Annotated in this window: 15 protein-coding genes; 13 read left to right on the plus strand and 2 right to left on the minus strand. The window is 50.1% G+C overall.

The annotated features are described in order from the left end of the window. Positions 1-495: 495 nt before the first annotated feature. The 11 genes from AC1DF0_RS09085 to AC1DF0_RS09135 all read left to right on the plus strand — a co-directional run bounded on the left by AC1DF0_RS09085 (position 496) and on the right by AC1DF0_RS09135 (position 14,238). Complete coding sequence (locus tag AC1DF0_RS09085) at positions 496-1,527, plus strand: substrate-binding domain-containing protein (protein WP_477573725.1); 1,032 nt, start codon at positions 496-498, stop codon at positions 1,525-1,527. 4 nt (positions 1,528-1,531) lie between these two features. Then, the gene (locus tag AC1DF0_RS09090) at positions 1,532-3,358 is read left to right on the plus strand and encodes a cache domain-containing sensor histidine kinase (RefSeq protein WP_442048386.1); all 1,827 of its coding nucleotides are present in this window, start codon (positions 1,532-1,534) and stop codon (positions 3,356-3,358) included. Positions 3,359-3,374: 16 nt separating this feature from the next. Then, positions 3,375-5,036, plus strand: a complete 1,662-nt coding sequence (locus AC1DF0_RS09095) for a response regulator transcription factor (protein ID WP_442048385.1) — start codon at positions 3,375-3,377, stop codon at positions 5,034-5,036. Continuing rightward, the gene (locus AC1DF0_RS09100; protein ID WP_442048384.1) at positions 5,020-5,346 is read left to right on the plus strand and encodes an L-rhamnose mutarotase; all 327 of its coding nucleotides are present in this window, start codon (positions 5,020-5,022) and stop codon (positions 5,344-5,346) included. The genes AC1DF0_RS09095 and AC1DF0_RS09100 overlap by 17 nt, the downstream gene beginning before the upstream one ends. Before the next feature lie 835 nt (positions 5,347-6,181). Next, positions 6,182-7,702, plus strand: a complete 1,521-nt coding sequence (locus tag AC1DF0_RS09105; RefSeq protein WP_477573726.1) for a sugar ABC transporter ATP-binding protein — start codon at positions 6,182-6,184, stop codon at positions 7,700-7,702. Next, the gene (locus tag AC1DF0_RS09110; protein WP_477573727.1) at positions 7,699-8,736 is read left to right on the plus strand and encodes an ABC transporter permease; all 1,038 of its coding nucleotides are present in this window, start codon (positions 7,699-7,701) and stop codon (positions 8,734-8,736) included. Before AC1DF0_RS09105 ends, AC1DF0_RS09110 begins: the two co-directional genes overlap by 4 nt. A gap of 2 nt (positions 8,737-8,738) precedes the next feature. Continuing rightward, positions 8,739-9,731, plus strand: coding sequence for an ABC transporter permease (locus AC1DF0_RS09115; protein ID WP_442048381.1), 993 nt, complete (start codon positions 8,739-8,741; stop codon positions 9,729-9,731). Between the two features lie 70 nt (positions 9,732-9,801). Continuing rightward, positions 9,802-10,848: a rhamnose ABC transporter substrate-binding protein gene (gene rhaS / locus AC1DF0_RS09120; protein ID WP_477573728.1), complete on the plus strand. Its 1,047-nt coding sequence runs from the start codon at positions 9,802-9,804 to the stop codon at positions 10,846-10,848. Positions 10,849-11,306: 458 nt separating this feature from the next. Further along, positions 11,307-12,341 carry an ROK family transcriptional regulator gene (locus AC1DF0_RS09125; RefSeq protein WP_477573729.1) on the plus strand — a complete coding sequence of 345 codons (1,035 nt, stop codon included), beginning with the start codon at positions 11,307-11,309 and terminating at the stop codon, positions 12,339-12,341. Positions 12,342-12,365: 24 nt separating this feature from the next. Further along, complete coding sequence (locus AC1DF0_RS09130; protein ID WP_477573730.1) at positions 12,366-13,598, plus strand: MFS transporter; 1,233 nt, start codon at positions 12,366-12,368, stop codon at positions 13,596-13,598. A gap of 52 nt (positions 13,599-13,650) precedes the next feature. Next, entirely contained in the window at positions 13,651-14,238 is a 588-nt protein-coding gene (locus AC1DF0_RS09135; RefSeq protein ID WP_477573731.1) for a hypothetical protein, read from the plus strand. On the opposite strand, the gene AC1DF0_RS09140 is transcribed toward AC1DF0_RS09135, so the two are convergent. Further along, a complete protein-coding gene (locus tag AC1DF0_RS09140) occupies positions 14,233-14,997 on the minus strand; it encodes a helix-turn-helix transcriptional regulator (RefSeq protein ID WP_477573732.1) in 765 nt (254 codons plus the stop codon). The two genes, AC1DF0_RS09135 and AC1DF0_RS09140, sit on opposite strands and share 6 nt — an antisense overlap. Before the next feature lie 147 nt (positions 14,998-15,144). On the opposite strand from AC1DF0_RS09140, the gene AC1DF0_RS09145 reads away from it, so the two are divergent. Beyond that, positions 15,145-16,077, plus strand: a complete 933-nt coding sequence (locus AC1DF0_RS09145) for a nucleoside hydrolase (protein ID WP_477573733.1) — start codon at positions 15,145-15,147, stop codon at positions 16,075-16,077. 58 nt (positions 16,078-16,135) lie between these two features. Here the strand turns inward: AC1DF0_RS09145 and AC1DF0_RS09150 are convergent, their stop codons facing one another. Further along, a complete protein-coding gene (locus tag AC1DF0_RS09150) occupies positions 16,136-17,899 on the minus strand; it encodes a glycoside hydrolase family 2 protein (protein WP_477573734.1) in 1,764 nt (587 codons plus the stop codon). Positions 17,900-18,348: 449 nt separating this feature from the next. On the opposite strand from AC1DF0_RS09150, the gene AC1DF0_RS09155 reads away from it, so the two are divergent. After that, the gene (locus AC1DF0_RS09155; protein ID WP_477573735.1) at positions 18,349-20,214 is read left to right on the plus strand and encodes an ABC transporter ATP-binding protein; all 1,866 of its coding nucleotides are present in this window, start codon (positions 18,349-18,351) and stop codon (positions 20,212-20,214) included. The last annotated feature ends 51 nt before the right edge of the window (positions 20,215-20,265 follow it).

Genomic DNA, 20,265 nt, shown 5'->3' on the forward strand with positions numbered 1-20,265 from the left:
TATCCACAGGCCATTGGTTAACCAATAAGTTCCAGTCGAATAGGAGCTAAGCCCCTACCGACTATTTTTTCAGAATATTCAAACACAACTCACACCCGTCTCCCCAATGGATATTCCTACCTTCTTACACAAACTTCTTGACGCTACCTAATTAAGTACCTTTGGTTGGAAAACATACAACCTAATTCGCCCATTTTGCTCATTTCCGCTAATATAGCCCCATTAGCTTGTATGAAATCCAATCAAAATGCTTAATTATCATTATTCAGCTCTTTAGCCTGTATGAAATCCAATCAAATTGCGAATAGGAAATTCATTCACCTAGACAAAGGCTCGCAGCCTCTACGCTGCGAGTCTTTTCTCACGAATCAAATAAAAGCTTTACGTCTTCAATCATGCTCTTATAATTAGACATAACAAAGAAACGTGCTTATGTATTTGATAGCGTTTACATTTTTGAGGTTTAAACGGAGCTCTAAGAGGGAGGAGTGGAAGTTGGGATACAAACCACTGCAGCTTATTTGGCTAATCGTTGCCATGGCTATGATCACAGGCTGCGCTGCACATTCTGCTAACGGCTATGAAGTCGTATACACGCTGGAATCGCACTCTCGCCCGGCTGCCATTGAACCTGAAGAACAACACGATTCAGGCCTTCATATGATTGCGATGGTAGGAAGGAATAACGGACCTTATTTCGCCAATGCCGAAGAAGGGGCTAGGGAGGCAGCTACTCAATTAAATGTAGAGGTAACGTTCGATAATCCAGAGCCGCCAACTGCGCAGCAGCAGATTGAAGTTGTCGAGCAGTTAATAAAGAAGGAAGTTGATGTCATCGCGATCTCTGCCATAGACCCGGAGAAGCTTATCCCCGTTCTTGTGAAAGCTCAGAATCATGGAATAAGGGTAGTGACATGGGATGCGGATACAATGCTGAAGGGCCGGGATTTCTTCGTCAATCAAGTTGATACAGAAGCACTGGGCAGACATCTGATGGATAATATGGCACAGGCAATGGGAGAGACAGGGAAGTTTGTTGTCCTTAGCGGAACGCATAACGATGCGAAATCCACTGAGCTCCTCAAGTGGATTGAAGTGCAAGCTGACGAGTACTATCCCGATATGAAGCTTGAGCTTGTAAAGGTTGCGGCAGACCTCAAGGGTGTGCTGACAAGCGAGTCTGACATCGAAGGCGTGATTGATCTTTATTCGATGGACGAAGCGGCTGCAGCGGAGACGGTTAAGCAAGCAGGCCAAGCCGGCAATGTGAAAGTAACCGGACTTTATTCACCGTCAGTGATTAGCAAATACTTGCGGGACGGTTCAGTGCAGGCAGCGACGCTATGGAGTCCCAAGAAGCTGGGTTATGTAACGGTAGCGCTAGCCAATGGTTTGGCAAGCGGTATATATCCGACAGACGGTCAGGATGTTCCAGGTGTCGGTACTATACGGATGCTCGGCAATACGGTCATTATGGATGAGCCGATTGATTTTACCCGGGAGAATGTGAATCAATATGATTTTTAGTAGGATGAGGAAGTTTCGAGTTCGCGAGCTGAGATTAAGCTCCAAGCTGCTAATCACTTACTTGCTGCTGACAGTCGTACCTATTGCGCTGATTGGATTGTTTTCGTATTCGCATTATGCCAAGTCGGTCCAAGATCCGCTCGGTGAATATATGCCTAAGTTTTTGAATCAGGCGAACCATGATATCGAACAGCATATTCAGCAGCTCGGCGGGCTTTCGGAATGGATATCGGACTCCGAGCAAGCGCTTGCGATACTGAGGCGTGAGGATAAATCGGACAGGGCGCTGCTGGAAAGAGACACCGCCTATATGAATGATTATTTGAGCCAAACGTACGTGAACGGCAGCAATCCTGATGTGCTCGGCGTGTACGTGCTCTTGGGCGATCAGCTCTATTATAGCTCCAAATGGGTATTTCAAGAGCAGGATTGGAAATGGCAGCTTAGGCGCTATAGCGGATCTGAACCGACGCAGTGGCAGGGGCGGCTTATTCAGCAGGAGGAAGTGAAGCTTCACTTCGCCAATAAAATACCGTACGTCATGATTAAGAAGCAGCTCTTCGATACCGATAACCGCAAAATGTTAGGAAGCATGTTCATTGCCATCGACCTTTCGTTTATTGACCGCATCTTCCGCAACATCGAAAGCGATGAAGAAGGCGAAGGCAAGATGTGGCTGATGAACGAATCGGGATTGATCGTCTATCATACGAATCCAGCTATGATCGGAACGGTGGATACGAATAAGAAGTCCTATCCGCTGCTGAACGGAAGCTTCCGTACGAAAGGTCCGGACACTCCTTCATTGATTAGTCTCAATCAGTCCTCACGCGGGTTTATACTGGTACACAGTCTTCCGATAAAGAAGCTGACGAGCGAGGTGGACGCGATTCAGAAGTGGAACGGCGTACTCCTGCTCAGTATTTTCCTGCTTACGGCGGTCGTCTTCGTCTATTTCTCGTGGAAGTTCATCCAGCCGCTTAAACGGCTTAGCAGTATGATGAAGAACGTGGAGATGGGCAAGTTCCAGGTCAATTACGAATTGCAAAGCAGGGACGAGATCGGCACGCTCGCAACGAGCCTGAACTCGATGATCACGACGATCCGGGATTTGATTCAAAAAAACTACCAAATCGAAATTCGCCAAAAAGAAGCGGAATTGTACGCGCTGCAATCGCAGATCAATCCCCATTTTATGTACAATACGCTGGAGACGATCGGCATGGCCGTGGAAGAGGGCGAGACCGAAGCGGTTGTCGATATGGTTACGCTGCTTGGCCGCATGCTGCGCTTCTCCGTCAGCAACCTAAGCAGATCGGTCACGATCGCGGAAGAAGTGCAGCATGTGAGGGATTATTTGACGATTCAGAAGTTCCGCTTCGAGGATCGGCTGGCTTTCGAGATCGTCGAGCAGCGCGCAGGAGATTTGCAGAACCTGTATTCGCCCAAGTTCATCCTTCAGCCGGTTGTAGAGAATGCGATCAAGCACGGGCTGGAAAAGCGCAGAAAGCTCGAAATCCAAATTTCGATTGGACAGGAATTCGGCGCACAGTCGGGCAATGTGGAAATGGTATTCCGTATTCGAGACAATGGGCCGGGCATATCGGCAGAGCGCCTCATGGAGCTGGAGAAGCTGCTGAAGAACGAATCGTTCCAGCACAAGAGCTCGCAATTCGGCTTAAGCAATGTGAATGCGAGAATCAAGATGATGCATGGTTCGGAATACGGTCTGCAAATGCATAGTATAGAAGGGCTTGGAACAGAAATCATCATACGTATACCGATGAATACGCAGCCTTATGAGAACGATCAGAATGAGCTTCCGGGGTGAGGGTGAGAGGTGAACGATGAGAACGATCAGAACGTTAATTGTGGATGACGAGCCTCGCATTCGGAGGGGGATCGAGCGCCATGTCCAGTCTCTCGGGGAAGGCTGGGAGGTCGTAGCGACGGCGGGGGACGGCCGGGAGGCGCTGCAGCTTCTGCAGGAGCATGAGGGAGGGGTCGATCTGTTAATTACCGACGTGAAGATGCCGGAGATGGACGGCCTTACCTTAATCAAGGAAGCGAAGAAGCTGTACCCGATCTATCCTATCCTCATAAGCGGCTTTGACGACTTCATTTACTTGCAGACCGCCCTGCGGGAAGGGGCTCTCGACTATATATTGAAACCGCTCGACCGGGAGCAGTTCCGCCACCGGATGCTGGAGCTGCGCGACATTATTACACGGGATCGCTATCATGCCTTGACGAGAGGCGAGCTGGAGCGGGATACGGAGAAGCTGGCGAAGACACGTCAAATTCAGACCTTAAGCTATATTACGTCGGCGGATATTAACATGACGAATCTGGGCTGCTGGGTGGATGAGTTCCCGAGCGGTCAATATATTCTTCTGCTGGTCCGTCTGGACGCGCTGCCTGTCAAGACGAGAACATATACGTCCAGTGACTGGAAAGCGTACTTCTATGCGCTCGAAAATATTATTTCGGAGGTCGTTGAGACGGAGCTGGCTCATTCCGGTCGAACAGGATGGTGTTACTTCGGCGGGGAATCAGACTTTTGGGTGCTCGTTCAGGGTGAGCAGTCGGACGTTGCGATAGAGGCAACGGCCCGCCAATTGGCAGAGCAAATACGAGCCTCGATTCGAGCGTACACTCCCTTCACGGTATCGATCGCCTATGGTCAGACGATCGAGGAGCTATATCTTCTTCCGGAGGCTAAGCGTCAATCACTCGCGCGTATGAACTACCGTTATGTGTATGGCGGCAACCAAATCTTCCATTCGGCCGAACGGTCCGAGGAAGGCGATGCCGATCAGCATGGGAAGGAAGCGGCCATTCTCTCTCAGAAGCTCAAGCGGGCGGTTGATCAGGCTAACGAGGCTGATGCGTTGAAGGCTTGCAAGCAATTTTTTGAACAAGTAGAGATGATGGAGAGTCCTTCCCGTATCCAGGCGGCTGTGCTCCATGCGGTTATATTGATTCATTCGGCCCTGCTGGAGAATACGAGGGGCTTGCCCGATTCGTCAGCGATTATGGAAGAGATTCAGATGGTTAAGAGAGCAGCCAGCCTTCATGAGCTGAAATCTTGCACCTGGCATTTGGCCGAGTCGGTCATTCATGACATCATCAAGTCGCGACAGACAAGCAACGTCAAGGTGATCGATCAAGCTAAGCGTTGGATCACCGATCATGTTGCTGAGGATATCACGATAAAAAAAATCGCCGATCACGTCTATATGAATCCGACTTACTTCAGTGAATATTTCAAAATGCAGACCGGAGAGACGGTGCTCGATTTTCTCACGCGGCTTCGCATTGATCATGCGAAAGAGCTGCTGCGGGACACGCGGCTTAAGCTGCATGATATTAGCGGTAGAGTAGGCTATCAAGACGTGAAATATTTCAGCAAGCTGTTCAAGCAGAAGCTAGGGATGACGCCATCCCAATATAGAGAATCTACCAATATTGAACCGAAGGGAGCAGGCAAAGATGACGACGAGCAATAAATTCGCATGGACATGGAAGATCAAGGAGGAATGTCTGGAGGAATACGTGAGGATGCATCTGGACCCTTGGCCGGAAATCATGAGCGAGCATTCCCGGGCAGGCATACGCAATTATTCAATTTTCCAGAACGGCAATCAGTTTTTCTATTGCTTTGAATGCGACGATGTGGAAGAGGCGTTCCGGCTCATCGCGGAGAGCGAGGCATGCAATCGCTGGAATGCGATTACGTCGACGATGGTCGAGGGATCATTCGACTTCCATGAGGCAGAGCCGATCAAGCCGATGAGAGAAGTATTTTACTTGAATTAAACGTATGCCGCCAAAGGACGGCGACAGTTAACGAATTGAAAATAATATCCAACCAAGGAATGAGTTAGACCTGAGACTCTGTCACCCGTTCAAGCAAATGAAGCTTGCTGCGGATGCTCGGGTCTTTTTTTTCTACACTGGCACAATTAACAAACAAGCGTGATTTGATACCACTGAGCATTCAATTGTTGCAGCTTTCGATCCGCATCTACGGCAGTCTTCGCCATATCCTTCATGTAATGGCACTAGCAGAACAGATACGGCACATCAAGCAAGAGTGATTCGAAAGCATGCCGGATGGAAACCTGTCCGTCGCTTACAATACTTACGATGGGATCCCCCATTTCGATCATGGGATCGATCCGTGTACGAAGTTTGGCTGCTGCTGCTCCTGCTAACGGACACCAGAGGCCCTTATAGGTTTGATTTGCGACTTTAACTGTATTTACGGACACATAAGACTCTAACAGGTGTGTTTGGCAGCGAAATCGCTTCGATTGGCGCAATTAGCGCCTGTCGTGTCCGTAACGATGCAGCAGCCACCGAATAAGGGTAATTAGAGTCCTTTGTGACCGTAAGCCATGCAAAAAAACGACGACTGACCCTTCCCTTCGTTAAAGGAGCTATCGTAGTTTTTTTTTATACCGTTCAAACCTTTAAAGTTTAGGAGGAAGCACGTCTAGCTGCCTATCCTGACTGGGCTGTTTTAGAACCCGAATCCTCTCCCCCCAACCCGAGCATTGTCACCTTATGACCTTCCTTTGTTGCTGATAAGATGTAGCCATAAGGGCCGGAGTGCCAAGCGTAACGACAGACATAAGGGGGTAAGCCGGGGATGGCGAATACAGAATATGTACTTGAACTGAGTGGAATTACGAAAGTATTTCCTGGGGTAAAGGCGCTTAATGACGTTTATTTCAAGCTGAGACCGGGTGAGATTCACGCATTAATGGGGGAGAACGGAGCGGGCAAGTCAACGTTCATCAAAGTAATAACCGGTGTTTATTCGCCTGACGGTGGCGAGATGTATCTGGACGGGGAGAAGGTGGAGTTTCACCACCCGACGGATGCACAGAAACGGGGGATCGCGGCTATTTACCAGCATGTTACATGTTACCCTGATCTGAGCGTTACCGAAAATATATTTATGGGCCACGAGAAAGTGCAGCGAGGTACGGGGCGTATTCTTTGGAAGGAAATGCACGAGGAGGCGGGGCTGCTGCTGGGGGAGCTTGGCGCAGCCTTCAGTCCTAAGACGATGATGGGCGCGCTTAGCGTTGCGGAGCAGCAGATTGTCGAGATTGCGAAGGCGCTGTCGGTGGATGCGAAGATTATTATTATGGACGAACCGACTGCGGCGTTGACCAAAAACGAGAGCGAAGAGCTATACCGGATAACGGAGCGTCTGAGGGATAAGGGCGCAGCCATTATTTTCATCTCGCATCGGTTCGAGGATATGTACCGTCTTGCCAGCAAAGTGACGGTATTCCGGGATGCCAAATATATCGGCACATGGAATGTCGATGAAATTTCGAATCATGACTTAATTATCGCTATGGTAGGCAGAGAGATTTCGCAGCTGTTCCCGAAGAAGCAAGCCGTACTCGGCGAAGAGCTTCTGCGCGTGGAGGGACTTGGGAGAACCGGCTATTACGCTGACGTATCCTTTGCGCTTCGGCGGGGAGAGATACTCGGCTTGACGGGGCTCGTCGGCGCAGGGAGAACAGAAGTATGCCAAGCGCTATTTGGGATCGAGAAGCATGACAAAGGCAGCATCCAGTACAAAGGTAAGCCGCTGCAGCTTCGAAATCCGCGCGAAGCCATGCGCCACGGCATCGGCTACTTGCCGGAGGATCGGCAGAAGCAAGGGCTCGTCCTGCAATGGGGGATCGGACGCAATGTATCGCTGCCGACGCTTGAGAAGTTCGCCGCTCAAGGTGCGATTAACTTCCGCAAGGAGCTGGAGTCGGCGAAGCGCTTGGCAGAGAAGGTGAACGTCAAGGCGAAGAGCGTGTTCGATCTGGTCAGCTCGTTATCGGGCGGCAATCAGCAGAAGGTCGTATTCGCCAAGTTATTGAATGCCGAACTGGACGTACTCATCCTTGATGAACCGACCAAAGGGGTCGATGTAGGGGCGAAGTCGGCTATCTACGAAATGATCAGCGATCTCGCATGCTCAGGTTACGGGGTCATTCTTGTATCATCCGAAATGCCGGAAATCATCGGCATGTGCGATCGGGTAGCAGTGATGCGAGAAGGACGCATTACAGCTATGCTTGACCGCGAGGGCTTGACGCAGGAAGCCATTCTGTCGGCCTCGATGGACGGAACAGCAGACGAGGAGGCGAGCGCATGAAACCAATAACACAACCTGCCGCTCCCATTGCTGGAACCCATCCTGAGAAATCATCTGTAAGCGCTATGATTGCGAAGTTCAGGGAGCTCGGTCTGCTCCTCTTCATCATTCTGATGTCGCTTGGCGTACAGCTTCGTAATCCAAGCTTCCTCACTTGGGAGAACATTAATGACATTGCAACGAATACGGCCATTCTCGCTATTCTGTCCGTAGGCATGATGCTCGTCATCATTACGCGCGGGATCGACCTTTCAATCGGCGCAACGCTTGCCTTATCGGGCATGGTTGCCGCGCTTACGGTTAAGCAAATGCCGGATATGCATCCAGCGCTCGTATTAGCAATCGGTATTGGAGTAGGGCTCTTATGCGGCATGGTGCTAGGTTTCCTAGTAGCGTGGGTTAATATCCTTCCGATTATCGCGACGCTCGGGATGATGAACGTATTTCGCGGTTTAACCTTCGAGACGAGCGGAGGCAAGTGGGTCAGTGCCCATCAAATGCCTGCCAGCTTCAAGGAGATCGCTACAGGAAGCTTGCTTGGCATCAATAACCTCATTGCCATCGCCATTGTCATCTATATCGCCGCTTACTATTTTGTAAGCTACACGCGAACGGGAAGAAGAATTTATGCGATCGGGAGCAACCCCGATTCAGCAATTATAAGCGGCATTCGTACGGGACGAATTCTGTGGCTAGTCTACACGATCATGGGCGGGCTCTCCGGACTTGCCGGCGTTCTCTGGGTATCCAAGTTCGCTTCGGCGCAGGGCGATACGGCTTCGGGCTATGAGCTCAGCGTCATTGCTGCATGTGTCCTTGGCGGTGTCAGCATCGCTGGAGGCGTCGGCAAAATATCGGGCATTATCCTTGGATCGATATTGCTTGGCATTCTGAATAACGCGATGCCGATGATCAACATCTCTCCCTTCTGGCAAATGTTCATACAAGGGTCGATCATCCTGATCGCCGTATTGATTAACGCCATGGTAAAGCGCGGGCTTGACCGAAATAACCTGATGAGGAGGAAAATCTAGCGATGGAACCTCGAGTGATTGCCAGCAAAAAAGATTTTTCTCTGAAGGGGTTTTTCCTCCAATGGGAGTGGCTGCTTGTTCTGATCATAATAGCGGTGTTCATTATGAACATGAATCTATCGGAATATTTCCTGGACTATAACAATCTGCGCGACGCGACGATGGGTTTTCTGGATAAAGCGTTCATCGTGCTGCCGATGGTGTTCATTATTTTGATGGGAGATATCGATATTTCCGTCGGATCGATCGTGGCGTTGTCGTCGGTTATGATGGCCGATCTGTACAACCACGGCGTTCCGATGGAGCTGGCCGTACTGATTTGTCTCGCTGTCGGCGCGCTCTGCGGCTGGGTTAACGGCATGCTGATCGTCAGGTTCAAGGAGCTCTCTTCGGTTATTGTCACGCTCGCAACGATGATTATTTATCGCGGCATCGCCTATATTTTGCTCGAAGACCAGGCGTCGGGCAGCTTCCCGTCATGGTTCAAGTTTCTTGGCTGGGATTATATCGGCGGCATCCCGTTCATCCTTATTGCGTTCGCGGCAGCCGTTATTATATTCGCTTATTTGCTGCACAAGACAACGTTCGGCAGGAAAGTATACGCCATTGGCAACAATCCGACGGCCGCGCTGTATTCCGGCGTTCCCGTAGACCGAATTAAGGTTATCGTATTCACCTTGGCCGGACTAATGGCGGCTGTTACTGCCTTGTTCCTTACCTCCCGCATGGGCAGTACTCGCCCCAATATTGCAACAGGCTATGAGCTTGAAGTGATTGCGATGGTTGTACTCGGAGGGATAAGCACGGCTGGAGGCAAAGGAAGGATGATCGGCGCGATACTTGCCGTGTTCCTGATCGGCTTCCTTCGTTACGGGCTCGGTCTTGTCAACGTATCGGCCCAGTCGCTGCTCATTATTTTAGGCTTATTGTTAATCGTCGCGGTTGCCATTCCGCAATTGAAGATGCGCGTCGGCGCCAGCCGCAAGACGACTTGATCCGCGATACGATTCGGCTATTGCAGCCGATTGTATATATAATAAGAGTAGAAAAAGGGAGGAAACAAATGTGAAAAAGGTATTATCCATCATCGTGGCTACCGTAATGTTAATGACTCTTATCGCAGCATGCAGCAACAACTCCGGGGAAGGCTCTTCGAATGGCGAGGGTGAAGGCGCAGGGGGCAAACAGAAATATGCCATCATATTCAAAAATACGGGCAACCCCTACGGCGAGAAGGAAATGGATGGCTACAAGAAAGCGATCGAAGAGCTTGGCTACGAAGCGATCTTGAAGGCGCCTGATCAGCCGACTGCCGAAGCGCAGATTACGATGATCGATGAGCTTATTTCGCAGAAGGTGAACTCCATTGCAATTGTCGGCAACGATCCCGATGCGCTTCAGCCCGCGCTGGAGAAAGCGATGAAAGCCGGCATTAAAGTGCTGTCGCTCGACTCCGCGGTTAATGCGAAGAGCCGTCTCGTCCATGTCAATCAAGCCGACCCGGAACGAATTGGCCGCACGCTCATTCAAGGCGTTGTAGAGATGATCGGCGGTTCAGGCGAAATCGCGATCTTGAGCGCAACATCGCAAGCAACGAACCAGAACACATGGATCGAATGGATGAAGAAGGAACTGGAGGATCCGAAGTACGCGGATGTTAAGCTTGTGAAGGTAGCTTACGGCGACGACCTGCGCGATAAGAGCGTATCCGAGACGGAAGCGCTGCTGAAATCGTACCCGAACCTGAAGGGCATTATTGCGCCGACGACGGTAGGTATCGCGGCAGCCGGCAAAGTGCTTACGGACAAAGGCTTGAAAGGCAAGGTGCAGCTGACGGGTCTTGGGCTGCCGAGCGAGATGGCGGAATACATTGAGACAGGCATCTGCCAATGGATGTACCTGTGGAATCCGATCGATGTAGGTTATTTGGCGGGCTATGCAGCAGACGGACTTGTTATTGGTAAAATTACCGGCAAAGTAGGAGAGAAAGTAAGCGCGGGTACACTTGGCGAGAAAGAGATCGTACAAGACGGCGACGGCACGCAAATTATGCTTGGCGATCCGTTCAAATTCGATGCAAGCAATATCGCGGAATGGAAAACCGTTTATTAATAGGAGTATCGAATTGAAACATTGAAACGATATACTTTCCTAAATTTCAAAGAACAGGCTGCAGAGGCAGCCTGTTTTTTTCATGCTGGGATGTCTAAGATGCGTGTAATTGCATTTCGTCGAACTAATATAGTAAGTTTGCCGACAAGGTCGCATTTAGTTGCGTTTCGTCAAACTAATCAGCCTATTGTAACCAGGAAGCTAAAACCGCCTCATTAGTTTCCTGAAATCAAACTAAATGAGGTGATATATGCGAAAACGATGTATTAGTTGCTCAAAATGCAACTATCGAACGGTGTTCGACGTTGATGCCCGCTGGCGGGCTACAATCCCATGCAAATTCAGCAAATCAGCTTGCGAAAAAATGGTTTCCTCAGCGTACTTGATCTGCTATGATAGGATGGCAATAACTTATTAAACACGTTTAATAAGTGTCGTGATAGAAGGCGGTGATCCTTGTGAACGAGTTGCTTGCGACTCCAGAAGAGACGAAAAAAACGATTTTGCGCGGAATACGCTCCACGTTGTTGGCGCTCGGGAGTGCCACTAAAGCAGAGCTGAGCGACAAGCTCGGAATAAGCTTTCCGACCATCAGCAAGTTTCTGACCCAGATGGAGCGGGACGGGGAGCTGCTGGCCGTCGGTCTTGACGATTCCAGCGGCGGGAGAAGAGCGCAGCGATATGCGTACAATCCGGAGCATATGCTTGGGCTGGCGATTTTTCTAGAGCGAACAGAGACGAACTACATGATCTTTAATTGTATAGGCGAAGTGAAGGAACAGGGGCAAACGTCGAGCTTCCTGCTTGATAATATCGAGAGTCTGACTCTCCGGATCGAGGAGATCGTGCGCAGCGAGCCGCGAATAAAGTCACTGTCCATCGGTGTGCCGGCTTCGGTTCGGAATGGTCGGCTTATTTACATTCCCGGCTATACGCAGTTCCAAGATTTTGATCTGAAAAAGCATTTCGAGGATCGTTTATCCATTCCGGTCGTCGTAGAGAACGATATGAACGCGGCTGTGCTTGGTTACAACGACACTCGGGGAGTGAAGGATGATGGCTCCTCCTTAGTCTACTTGTACCTTGGCAACAACGGCCCCGGTGCCGGTATTATGATGAATGGCGTACTGGTGCGTGGCAGCTCCTATTTCTCAGGGGAAGTATCCTTTGTACCTCAGTATGATAAAAGCAACTTCCTGCAAGCTTTGGATAAGGGAAGCGGCTTGGAGACGGAAGAGGAGCGTGAAACAGCAAGAGTAGATGCGATTAGTCGGCTTGTTGCGGCGTTCTCGGCGATTCTTAACCCGCATGCGTTTATTTTCTGCGATGACGAAGTAAATGAAACGATGATTAGCCGCATTGCGGCAAGCAGCGCGTCATTTATACCGGCAGAGCATCTCCCTAAGCTCGCGGCAAGCGATTGGCGGCAAGATTATTTGTATGGCTTGCAGCACTTAGGACTTGATCTTATGATTTCGAGAACTAAAGGATAATAGATAACAGGAGAAGAAAACAATATGGCAACGATATTTTTAATTATTATTTATTTGGCTTTCATCAGCTTGGGACTGCCTGATTCCTTGCTCGGCGCTTCTTGGCCGATTATGCAGAAGGACTTTGGAGCGCCGCTTGAAACGGCAGGCGTCATTTTTATGGTTATAGCGGCATGTACGATCGTGTCCAGCCTTATAAGCGGGACGGTGCTGCGACGATTCGGAACGGGCAAAGTAACGCTTGTCAGCTGCATCATGACAGCTGGCGCCCTGCTTGGCTTCGCCGTATCTCCATCGCTTGTATGGTTAATGCTGTGCGCGATACCGCTCGGAATAGGCGGAGGTTCGGTAGACGCCGGGCTGAACAACTACGTGGCAGCCCATTATAAAGCGCATCACATGAGCTGGCTGCATTGCTTTTGGGGAGTAGGAGCAACGCTTGGGCCGATCATTATGGCTCCCTTTATCGCTGGGCAGAATGAATGGAGACAAGGGTACTTTATGGTTGCGGGCATTCAATTTGTACTCGTAATCATCCTCTTTGTCACATTGCCATTATGGAAACGTGCAGGCAAGGACGGTCATGCAGCGTCTCATGAAGAGGCAGAACATGCAATGACTGAGGAGAATGAAGAAGGCGACGCTCCTGTTAAGCCGCTGCAGGTAAAGGGAGTGAAGCTGGGACTGCTTTCCTTCCTGTTTTATTGCGCAGTGGAATCAACGATGGGTCTATGGGGAGCCAGCTTTTTAGTTAATGTGAAGGACATGACCGCGGCATCTGCGGCGCAATGGGTTTCTTTGTTTTACGCAGGCATCACGATTGGCAGGTTTATAACCGGCTTCATCACGTTCAAGATAAGTAACCGCATGCTCATCCGGGTAGGGCAGACAGCCGCTGTAATCGGTGCGGCGCTCATGTTCCTGCCGCTTCCGACGATGTTCTCGCTTGCGGGATTCATGATCGTAGGCCTCGGTCTTGCGCCGATCTATCCATGCATGCTGCACGAGACGCCTGAACGGTTCGGGAAGAAAAATTCCCAGACGATTATGGGCTACCAAATGGCCGTAGCCTATACGGGAAGCACCTTTATGCCGCCGCTGCTCGGGTTTCTGGCCGCGTTCGCGACAATCGGCATTTTCCCTGCGTATATCGTCATTTGCGCTCTAGCGATGCTGTTATTCTCGGAGCGGCTGAACGTTATGCTGAAGAAGAAACGCCACACTAGAGCGAATAACCGCAATAGTATTACCACGTAGGCATGTAACATAATTTGTCGCTAAGTCGTCTTTGAATGCAGGAGGTGGCTTCATGCCGAAATTCAGAACGATAAGTATCGTTGTTCTTCTATGGTCAGCTTTGACAGTCGCGGGCTGTGCATCGAATCATAACGAATCGGTCTTGCCATCGGATGAGCCGAAGCCGAAGATGACAGAGGACAATCGGGCGATCGAGGGGACGAGTGTTACAACGAAGATCGTGGCAAGCGAGAAGGTGCTGCCTGAGGACTTCAATGGGGCTTCATTCAGACGAGAAATCGCGCCGCACTACGAATATATGGCGACGAAATCAACAGATGAAACGCAATATGAGAAGGCGTGGAGCTACTATAGGTTCGAAGAGAAGCAGCCAGAAGTGAACCATGAGCAAAACGATATCTACTTCATCGGCGTTCACGAATCGGGAACTTGTCCATACGAGACAGGCGAAGTTTCGCTTCGCGCAGACGGACAGGCGCTCGTTGTCATGCTGGTTGGAACAGGAAGCTATTGCACGGCCGATGCAAGGCCAAGGACGTTCGTGATCGAGCTTAATAAGGAGCAATCGAAGGCTATCAGAGAAGTCGTCATTATCGAGAGTGATACCGAGACGATCGTTCCGTTGTCTGACGTGCTATAGGTTCGAGATTTTCGGCTCCGCTAACATACGGTACTGCCCCGGCGTGATACCGATTTCGCGTTTGAACAAACTGCAAAATTGAGCATCGGTAGAAAAGCCGCATTCCATCGCGATGATCGACACCTGAAGCGGGGAATGGTGCAGCAACGTCTTCGCACGCTCCAGCCTGCGAAGCAAAATATATTGAGTCGGCGAGACGCCAAGCTTCTCCTTGAAGAGATGGCGGAAGCGGTCATAGCTATAGCCGTATTGCGCGGCCAGCGATTGCAGATCGACCCTCTGCAGTGAATATTCATCCATGTACGCTTGCGCGTAACGGATAATATCTCCGCGATCATCCGTTTCCTCGGAAGGATGCGTGCGGAATAGCTCTATGAATAGCTCGGAAGCTATCGTATTTAACATCTGCTTATACATGCTTCTTTTGTTTTGAAGCTCAAAGTCGAGTTTATGCAGCAAGTGAAGGATGGGCCTCGAAGGCGCATCACGATATACTCCCTCGACAAGCTGCGGCGAATCGCTGCTAATGAGACCGGTGAACATCACATTCAGCTGCGACGTTGCCCGCTCCTCATGGACCGTGCAGGGAGCGATAATGGCGTAATCTCCGGAGGAGAAGCTATATTCCTCTTGGCCAATCCTCGTTGTTCCATGCCCGTTCACGTAATAAACAATTTCGTAACAGGGATGGTAATGCGGTCCGATAAACTCCTGCTTGGCCCGTATAGCCTGATAAAAAAAATCAAACGACACTGTCATAGATCGCTTCTCCTATCTCCGTACGAATTAGCCAATTCGTGATAGATCGTAACCTGTTAATACTACTGCCGTTGCCCAAATATTCGTAGAATGAGATCAGTATACCATAGCTGGATGAGATCGTTCATGATACGAATGGAGGTTGCAATGATGCAAAAAAAATTCCCTGACTTTTCTACGGAACAACGCGTGCGGAAGCTCGAATGGCCAAGCGGCAAGGTGAAAATGGTGCTCGACACCGACACGTTCAACGAAATCGACGACCAATTCGCGGTCATCTATTCCTTGCTGTCGCCTGAACGGATACAATTGCAAGCGCTTTATGCCGCTCCGTTCTATAATGACCTGTCCACGGGACCGAAGGACGGCATGGAGAAGAGCTATCATGAAATCATACGCATCTTGAAGTTGATGGACCGTGAAGACGTGCCCGTCTACCATGGCTCGGACAGCTATCTGCCTGAGGCGAATAAGCCCGTAATCAGCGATGCGGCGAATGATCTCGTCCGTCGTGCGATGGCTTGCGAGCCGAGTGATCCGCTCTACGTCGTGGGTATCGGGGCGATATCGAATATCGCCAGCGCGATTTTGCTAGAGCCGTCCATCATCGAAAGAATCGTTGTCGTCTGGCTTGGCGGACATGCGCTGGAATGGCCGGATACGAGAGAGTTCAACCTGCAGCAGGACTTGCATGCATCCAGAATCGTATTCGATTGCGGCGTTCCGCTCGTTGTCATACCGTGCATGGGCGTTGCTTCCAACTTGCGGACGACGCTATCGGAGGTGCGGGATTATGTAAGACCGTCCGGTGCAGTCGGCGAATACCTCTACGAAACCTATCGCAATTGCAAGGAAGATCACTACGGCTACTCGAGGGTGATCTGGGATATTTCCGTCGTCGCTTGGCTTGTTCGACCCGAGTGGGTTCCATCGCACTTGATTCAGAGTCCTCGCATATCGGACGACTATCGCTGGAGTTTCGATTCGACAAGACATTTGATCCGTTACGTCTCCTATATCGATCGCGATGCCGTGTTCAGCGATTTGTTCAGGAAGCTGGAGCTGGCCAGCCGGAAATGAAGAGAAAGGGCGGTGCAGGTGCTTACCTGTACCGCCCTTTCTCGATGGACTATTATCGCTACGCACGAACCGGCTGCTTCTCGATTGCGGCCACCGTGGCATTAATACGGCGGATGAGCTCGGGATCGAATTTATGCTGACGCTCGTAAGTGAGAAGGCCGTTAACTTCCTGCTCGACATCATAAAGCTGCGTATAGCAAAAAGCGCAAATATAAGGGTTTTCCAACAGTGCCAGCGTCAAGCCTTCATAACGGCTAAGGAATTCCTCCTCCGAGCGCGGGCGGTTGCCATAACCCCAGCTCTTCTGATCGGTCTGACCCGGATTCCACCAAATGCCGCCGTATTCGCTAACGAAGTAAGGCTGACCTTCGTATTTCTGACGATCCGAGAAGGTGACATACCTGTCTCCGCCGCTCCGCATCGTTTCGTAATGCTTGGCAAATTCGACTGGATCCTGATCATAGTCATGAACGTCGAATATATCGGTAACGACATGGAAGTTGCCGCTTGTATCAATAACCGGCCGGGTAGCATCAAGCGACTTCGTCACTTGATAAGTGATGCGAAGCACCTCGTCATTTTGGCGGGTTCCCTGCGGACCATCCCATGTTTCATTGAACGGGCACCAGCCCACGAGAGCAGGACTGTTATAGTCGCGTTTAACGACTTCAATCCACTCCGGCAAAAATTGCTGCAGCCCCCTTGCCGTCGAAATATCAAGTCCCCAATTCGCATGCTCGCCCCATACGATGTAACCCAATTGGTCGGCCCAATACAAGAAGCGCGCTTCAAAAACTTTCTCGTGAAGGCGTGCGCCGTTAAAGCCCAGGCTCATAGACAATTCAATGTCTCTCTTCAAATGTTCATCCGTAGGAGCGGTATAAATTCCTTCCGGGTAAAAGCCTTGGTCCAGCACCAAACGTTGGAATACGGGTTTACCGTTAATGAGGATCGCGTTATTGTCCCACTTCACGGAGCGCAGGCCGAAATAGCTTGTTACCGCATCGATTGTATTGCCGTTATGCTGGATGGACAAGGTGAGATCGTAAAGGTTCGGCGAACCGATAGCCCACAAATGGCTTTCCGACAGTTGTACCGTTAGGCGTCCTTGTTTGCCATTCACGACAGCAGACTGCCTGCCTACCGTTTGGCCGCCGAATTGCGCTTCCACAGCAAACGTGAGACCATCGGCTCCGATGAATTCGCCTTCAACATGAAGCGCTTGATTGTCGGCGTCCGGAGTCAGCTTGAACGACTGAATATACTGCTGGGGCACAGACTCCAGCCACACAGTCTGCCAAATCCCCGTTGTTCTCGTATAGTCGCATCCATGCGAATGATACATGCTCGATTGCTTGCCGCGGGGCTGAAGTCCGGAACGCACATCGTCCTCTGCGCATACGGTCAATACGTTGATGCCGGCATGAAGCAGATGCGTGATCTCCAGCGAAAAGGAGGCGTAACCGCCGCGATGCGTGCCGGCTGACTTGCCGTTCACCCAAACCTCGGTTTCGTAGTCAACCGCTCCAAAATGTAGCAGGATGCGGTTGCCCTCCCACTCCGTCGGAACTTGGATTGCCTTGCGATACCAGACGGCAGGCATGAAGTCCTTGTTCTCAATGCCCGACAGCTTGCTCTCCGGACAGAAAGGAACGATAATTTTGTCCTTTAACGCGGAAGCTTCGAACAAATTGCGATGTTTCCCGCTTTTGCCATGGTCGATTTCAAATTCCCATTCGCCGTTCAAGTTCAGCCACTCGGAGCGGACCATCTGCGGTCGCGGATATTCGGGTCGGGGTATGGAATAATTGGTTGCTGACATCATAATCCTCCTTAAAGTAAGTAGTTAATTTAAAAGTTAATATAAAACTGCATATTAAATGGTTTCCACTTAAAAAGAGTATAAATAAACGATTGTATAGCTGTCAATTAGCAAACTTCAAGTAAAATACGTTTATATGATTAACTTTAATGTTAATTTAAATAAAAATGACTGAACACGTGCCGATTCTGCAAAAGAGCAATCTTATATTAAACCTTATTTGAAGGATGATGTAAATCGGAAAATAGGTAGGTATTCCCTGTAAACCCTTGAATTACTTGAAATGGCTTCACCTCAAGGGCGGCATAGGAGTATTTCTCCATTTCCTGACGATTAACGGATATATCCGTTGCCCAATGGACTTTGTAAACCCTTTCTTCATGAATTAAGATGGAAAAAGTTTATAGATGTGAAGGGGAGGGATTCGAATTAGTCCGGTTAAGCGTTACTTGGTTTGGGCCAAACCGTATTGGGGGACGATCGGCTTTATCATTCTGCTCGGCATCATTCAGTTTATCGCGCCGCTCTCTGCTCCGATTTATACGCAAATTTTAATCGATGACGTGCTCGCCGGAGAAGGCGGGGTGGGGCTCTATTCAATTATTGGCATCATGCTCGCTATTTTGTTGATCGGCGTAATCGTCAATTTCGGCAGACATTACTACTCGGCCATTCTTGGCAATCGGATGATGAAGGATCTTCGGGATCAGCTCTACTATCATCTGCAAAAGATGCCTGTAAGCTTCTACGACCAACGTCAGGTAGGCGGCATCTCCTCCAGAGTCATTCATGATATCGGTGGCGCGCAAAACTTGATTGGCGGAGGTATTATCAACCTCGTGCTCGATTTGTTAATGGTCCTTTTCGCAGGATTTCTACTATTTCGAATGAATGCCTTCTTGGCTATATTGTCTCTTGCCATCTTGCCTTTCTACTATTTGTCCTTTACGAATATGAATGTTCATATCCGTCTGGCATGGCGTTCCGTCCATAGACAGATGGAGCGCATATCGGGAACGCTTGTCGAGCGGATGGCGGGCGTTCGAATCGTGCAGGCGTTCAACGGCGAGCGGCAGGAACGGGAGCGGTTCGGCAAGCAAGGGAAGCAGCACTACAAGCTTACGTTGTCGGCCCATTTCTTCTCCAATATATTAGGCAGACTTAGCGAGACCTTTGCCCATATCGGCGGCGTTATGATCTGGCTTGTCGGCGGAAGCCTGGTACTGGCCGGCAAAATGACGGCAGGCGAAATCATTGCTTTTCAAATGTTACTGGGCAATTTGTACGGTCCAATTCAACGCTTCGCGGACGTGAACGTAACGATTCAGAACTCGATTACGAATATCGAGCGAATCTTCGAGGTGCTGGACGAGAAGCCCGCAATCGTCGAGTCGGAGAAGGCGCTGCCGATGCCGACTTGTGAGGGGCATGTCGTGTTCATTAATGCTTCTTACAACTATATGACCCGGAACGTTACTTTCCAGCAGCCGGGAGGCGGAACGAACAATCCGGATTTGATTGAGCGGGAACATGCGCCGAAACGATTTTTTTGGAAACCTACGAACGTGAATCCGCTCCCGCCGCAAATTTCATATGAAGAAAGGCAGGGTATTAAAGAGATTACGTTCGAAGCGAAATCCGGCGAAGTGATTGCGCTTGTTGGACCGAGCGGAGCCGGCAAATCGACGTTGATTAATTTGATCCCTAGATTCTATGACGCAACCGAAGGCTCAGTCATTATCGACGGCAACGATGTGCGCGATTACAAGCTGGACGATCTTCGCCGGCATATCGCTTTAGTGCTGCAGGACAATATTTTATTTTCCGGATCGATTAGGGAAAATCTTGTTTACGGCAGGCCTGAAGCGACCGAGGAAGAAGTTATTGCAGCTGCGCTGGCAGCAAACGCCGATGCATTCATTCGAGAATTTCAAGATGGCTACGATACGGTCATTGGCGAGAGAGGCATGCGCCTGTCGGGAGGACAGAAGCAAAGGCTGGCGATTGCGAGAGCCATTCTGAAGGATCCGAAAATATTGATTTTGGACGAAGCGACCTCCGCACTCGATTCGGAATCGGAAGCCATGGTGACGGAAGCGCTTGAGCGTCTGATGGAAGGAAGAACGACGTTCATCATCGCCCATCGGCTAGCAACCGTCGTACGCGCCAACCAAATACTCGTCATCGATCATGGCGAGATTGTACAGCGAGGCAGTCATCGCGCGCTGCTTCGCGAAGGAGGGCTCTACCGTAAGCTTTACGAGCAGCAGCTAAAGGCGATGAAACCGGAAGAACTGACAGGTCTAGCTCAATAAACAAGATAGAAAGCCTGAAGGGGAAACAGACCTTCAGGCTTTTTTCTCCAT

This window comes from Paenibacillus sp. 05T425 (genome assembly GCF_056396205.1).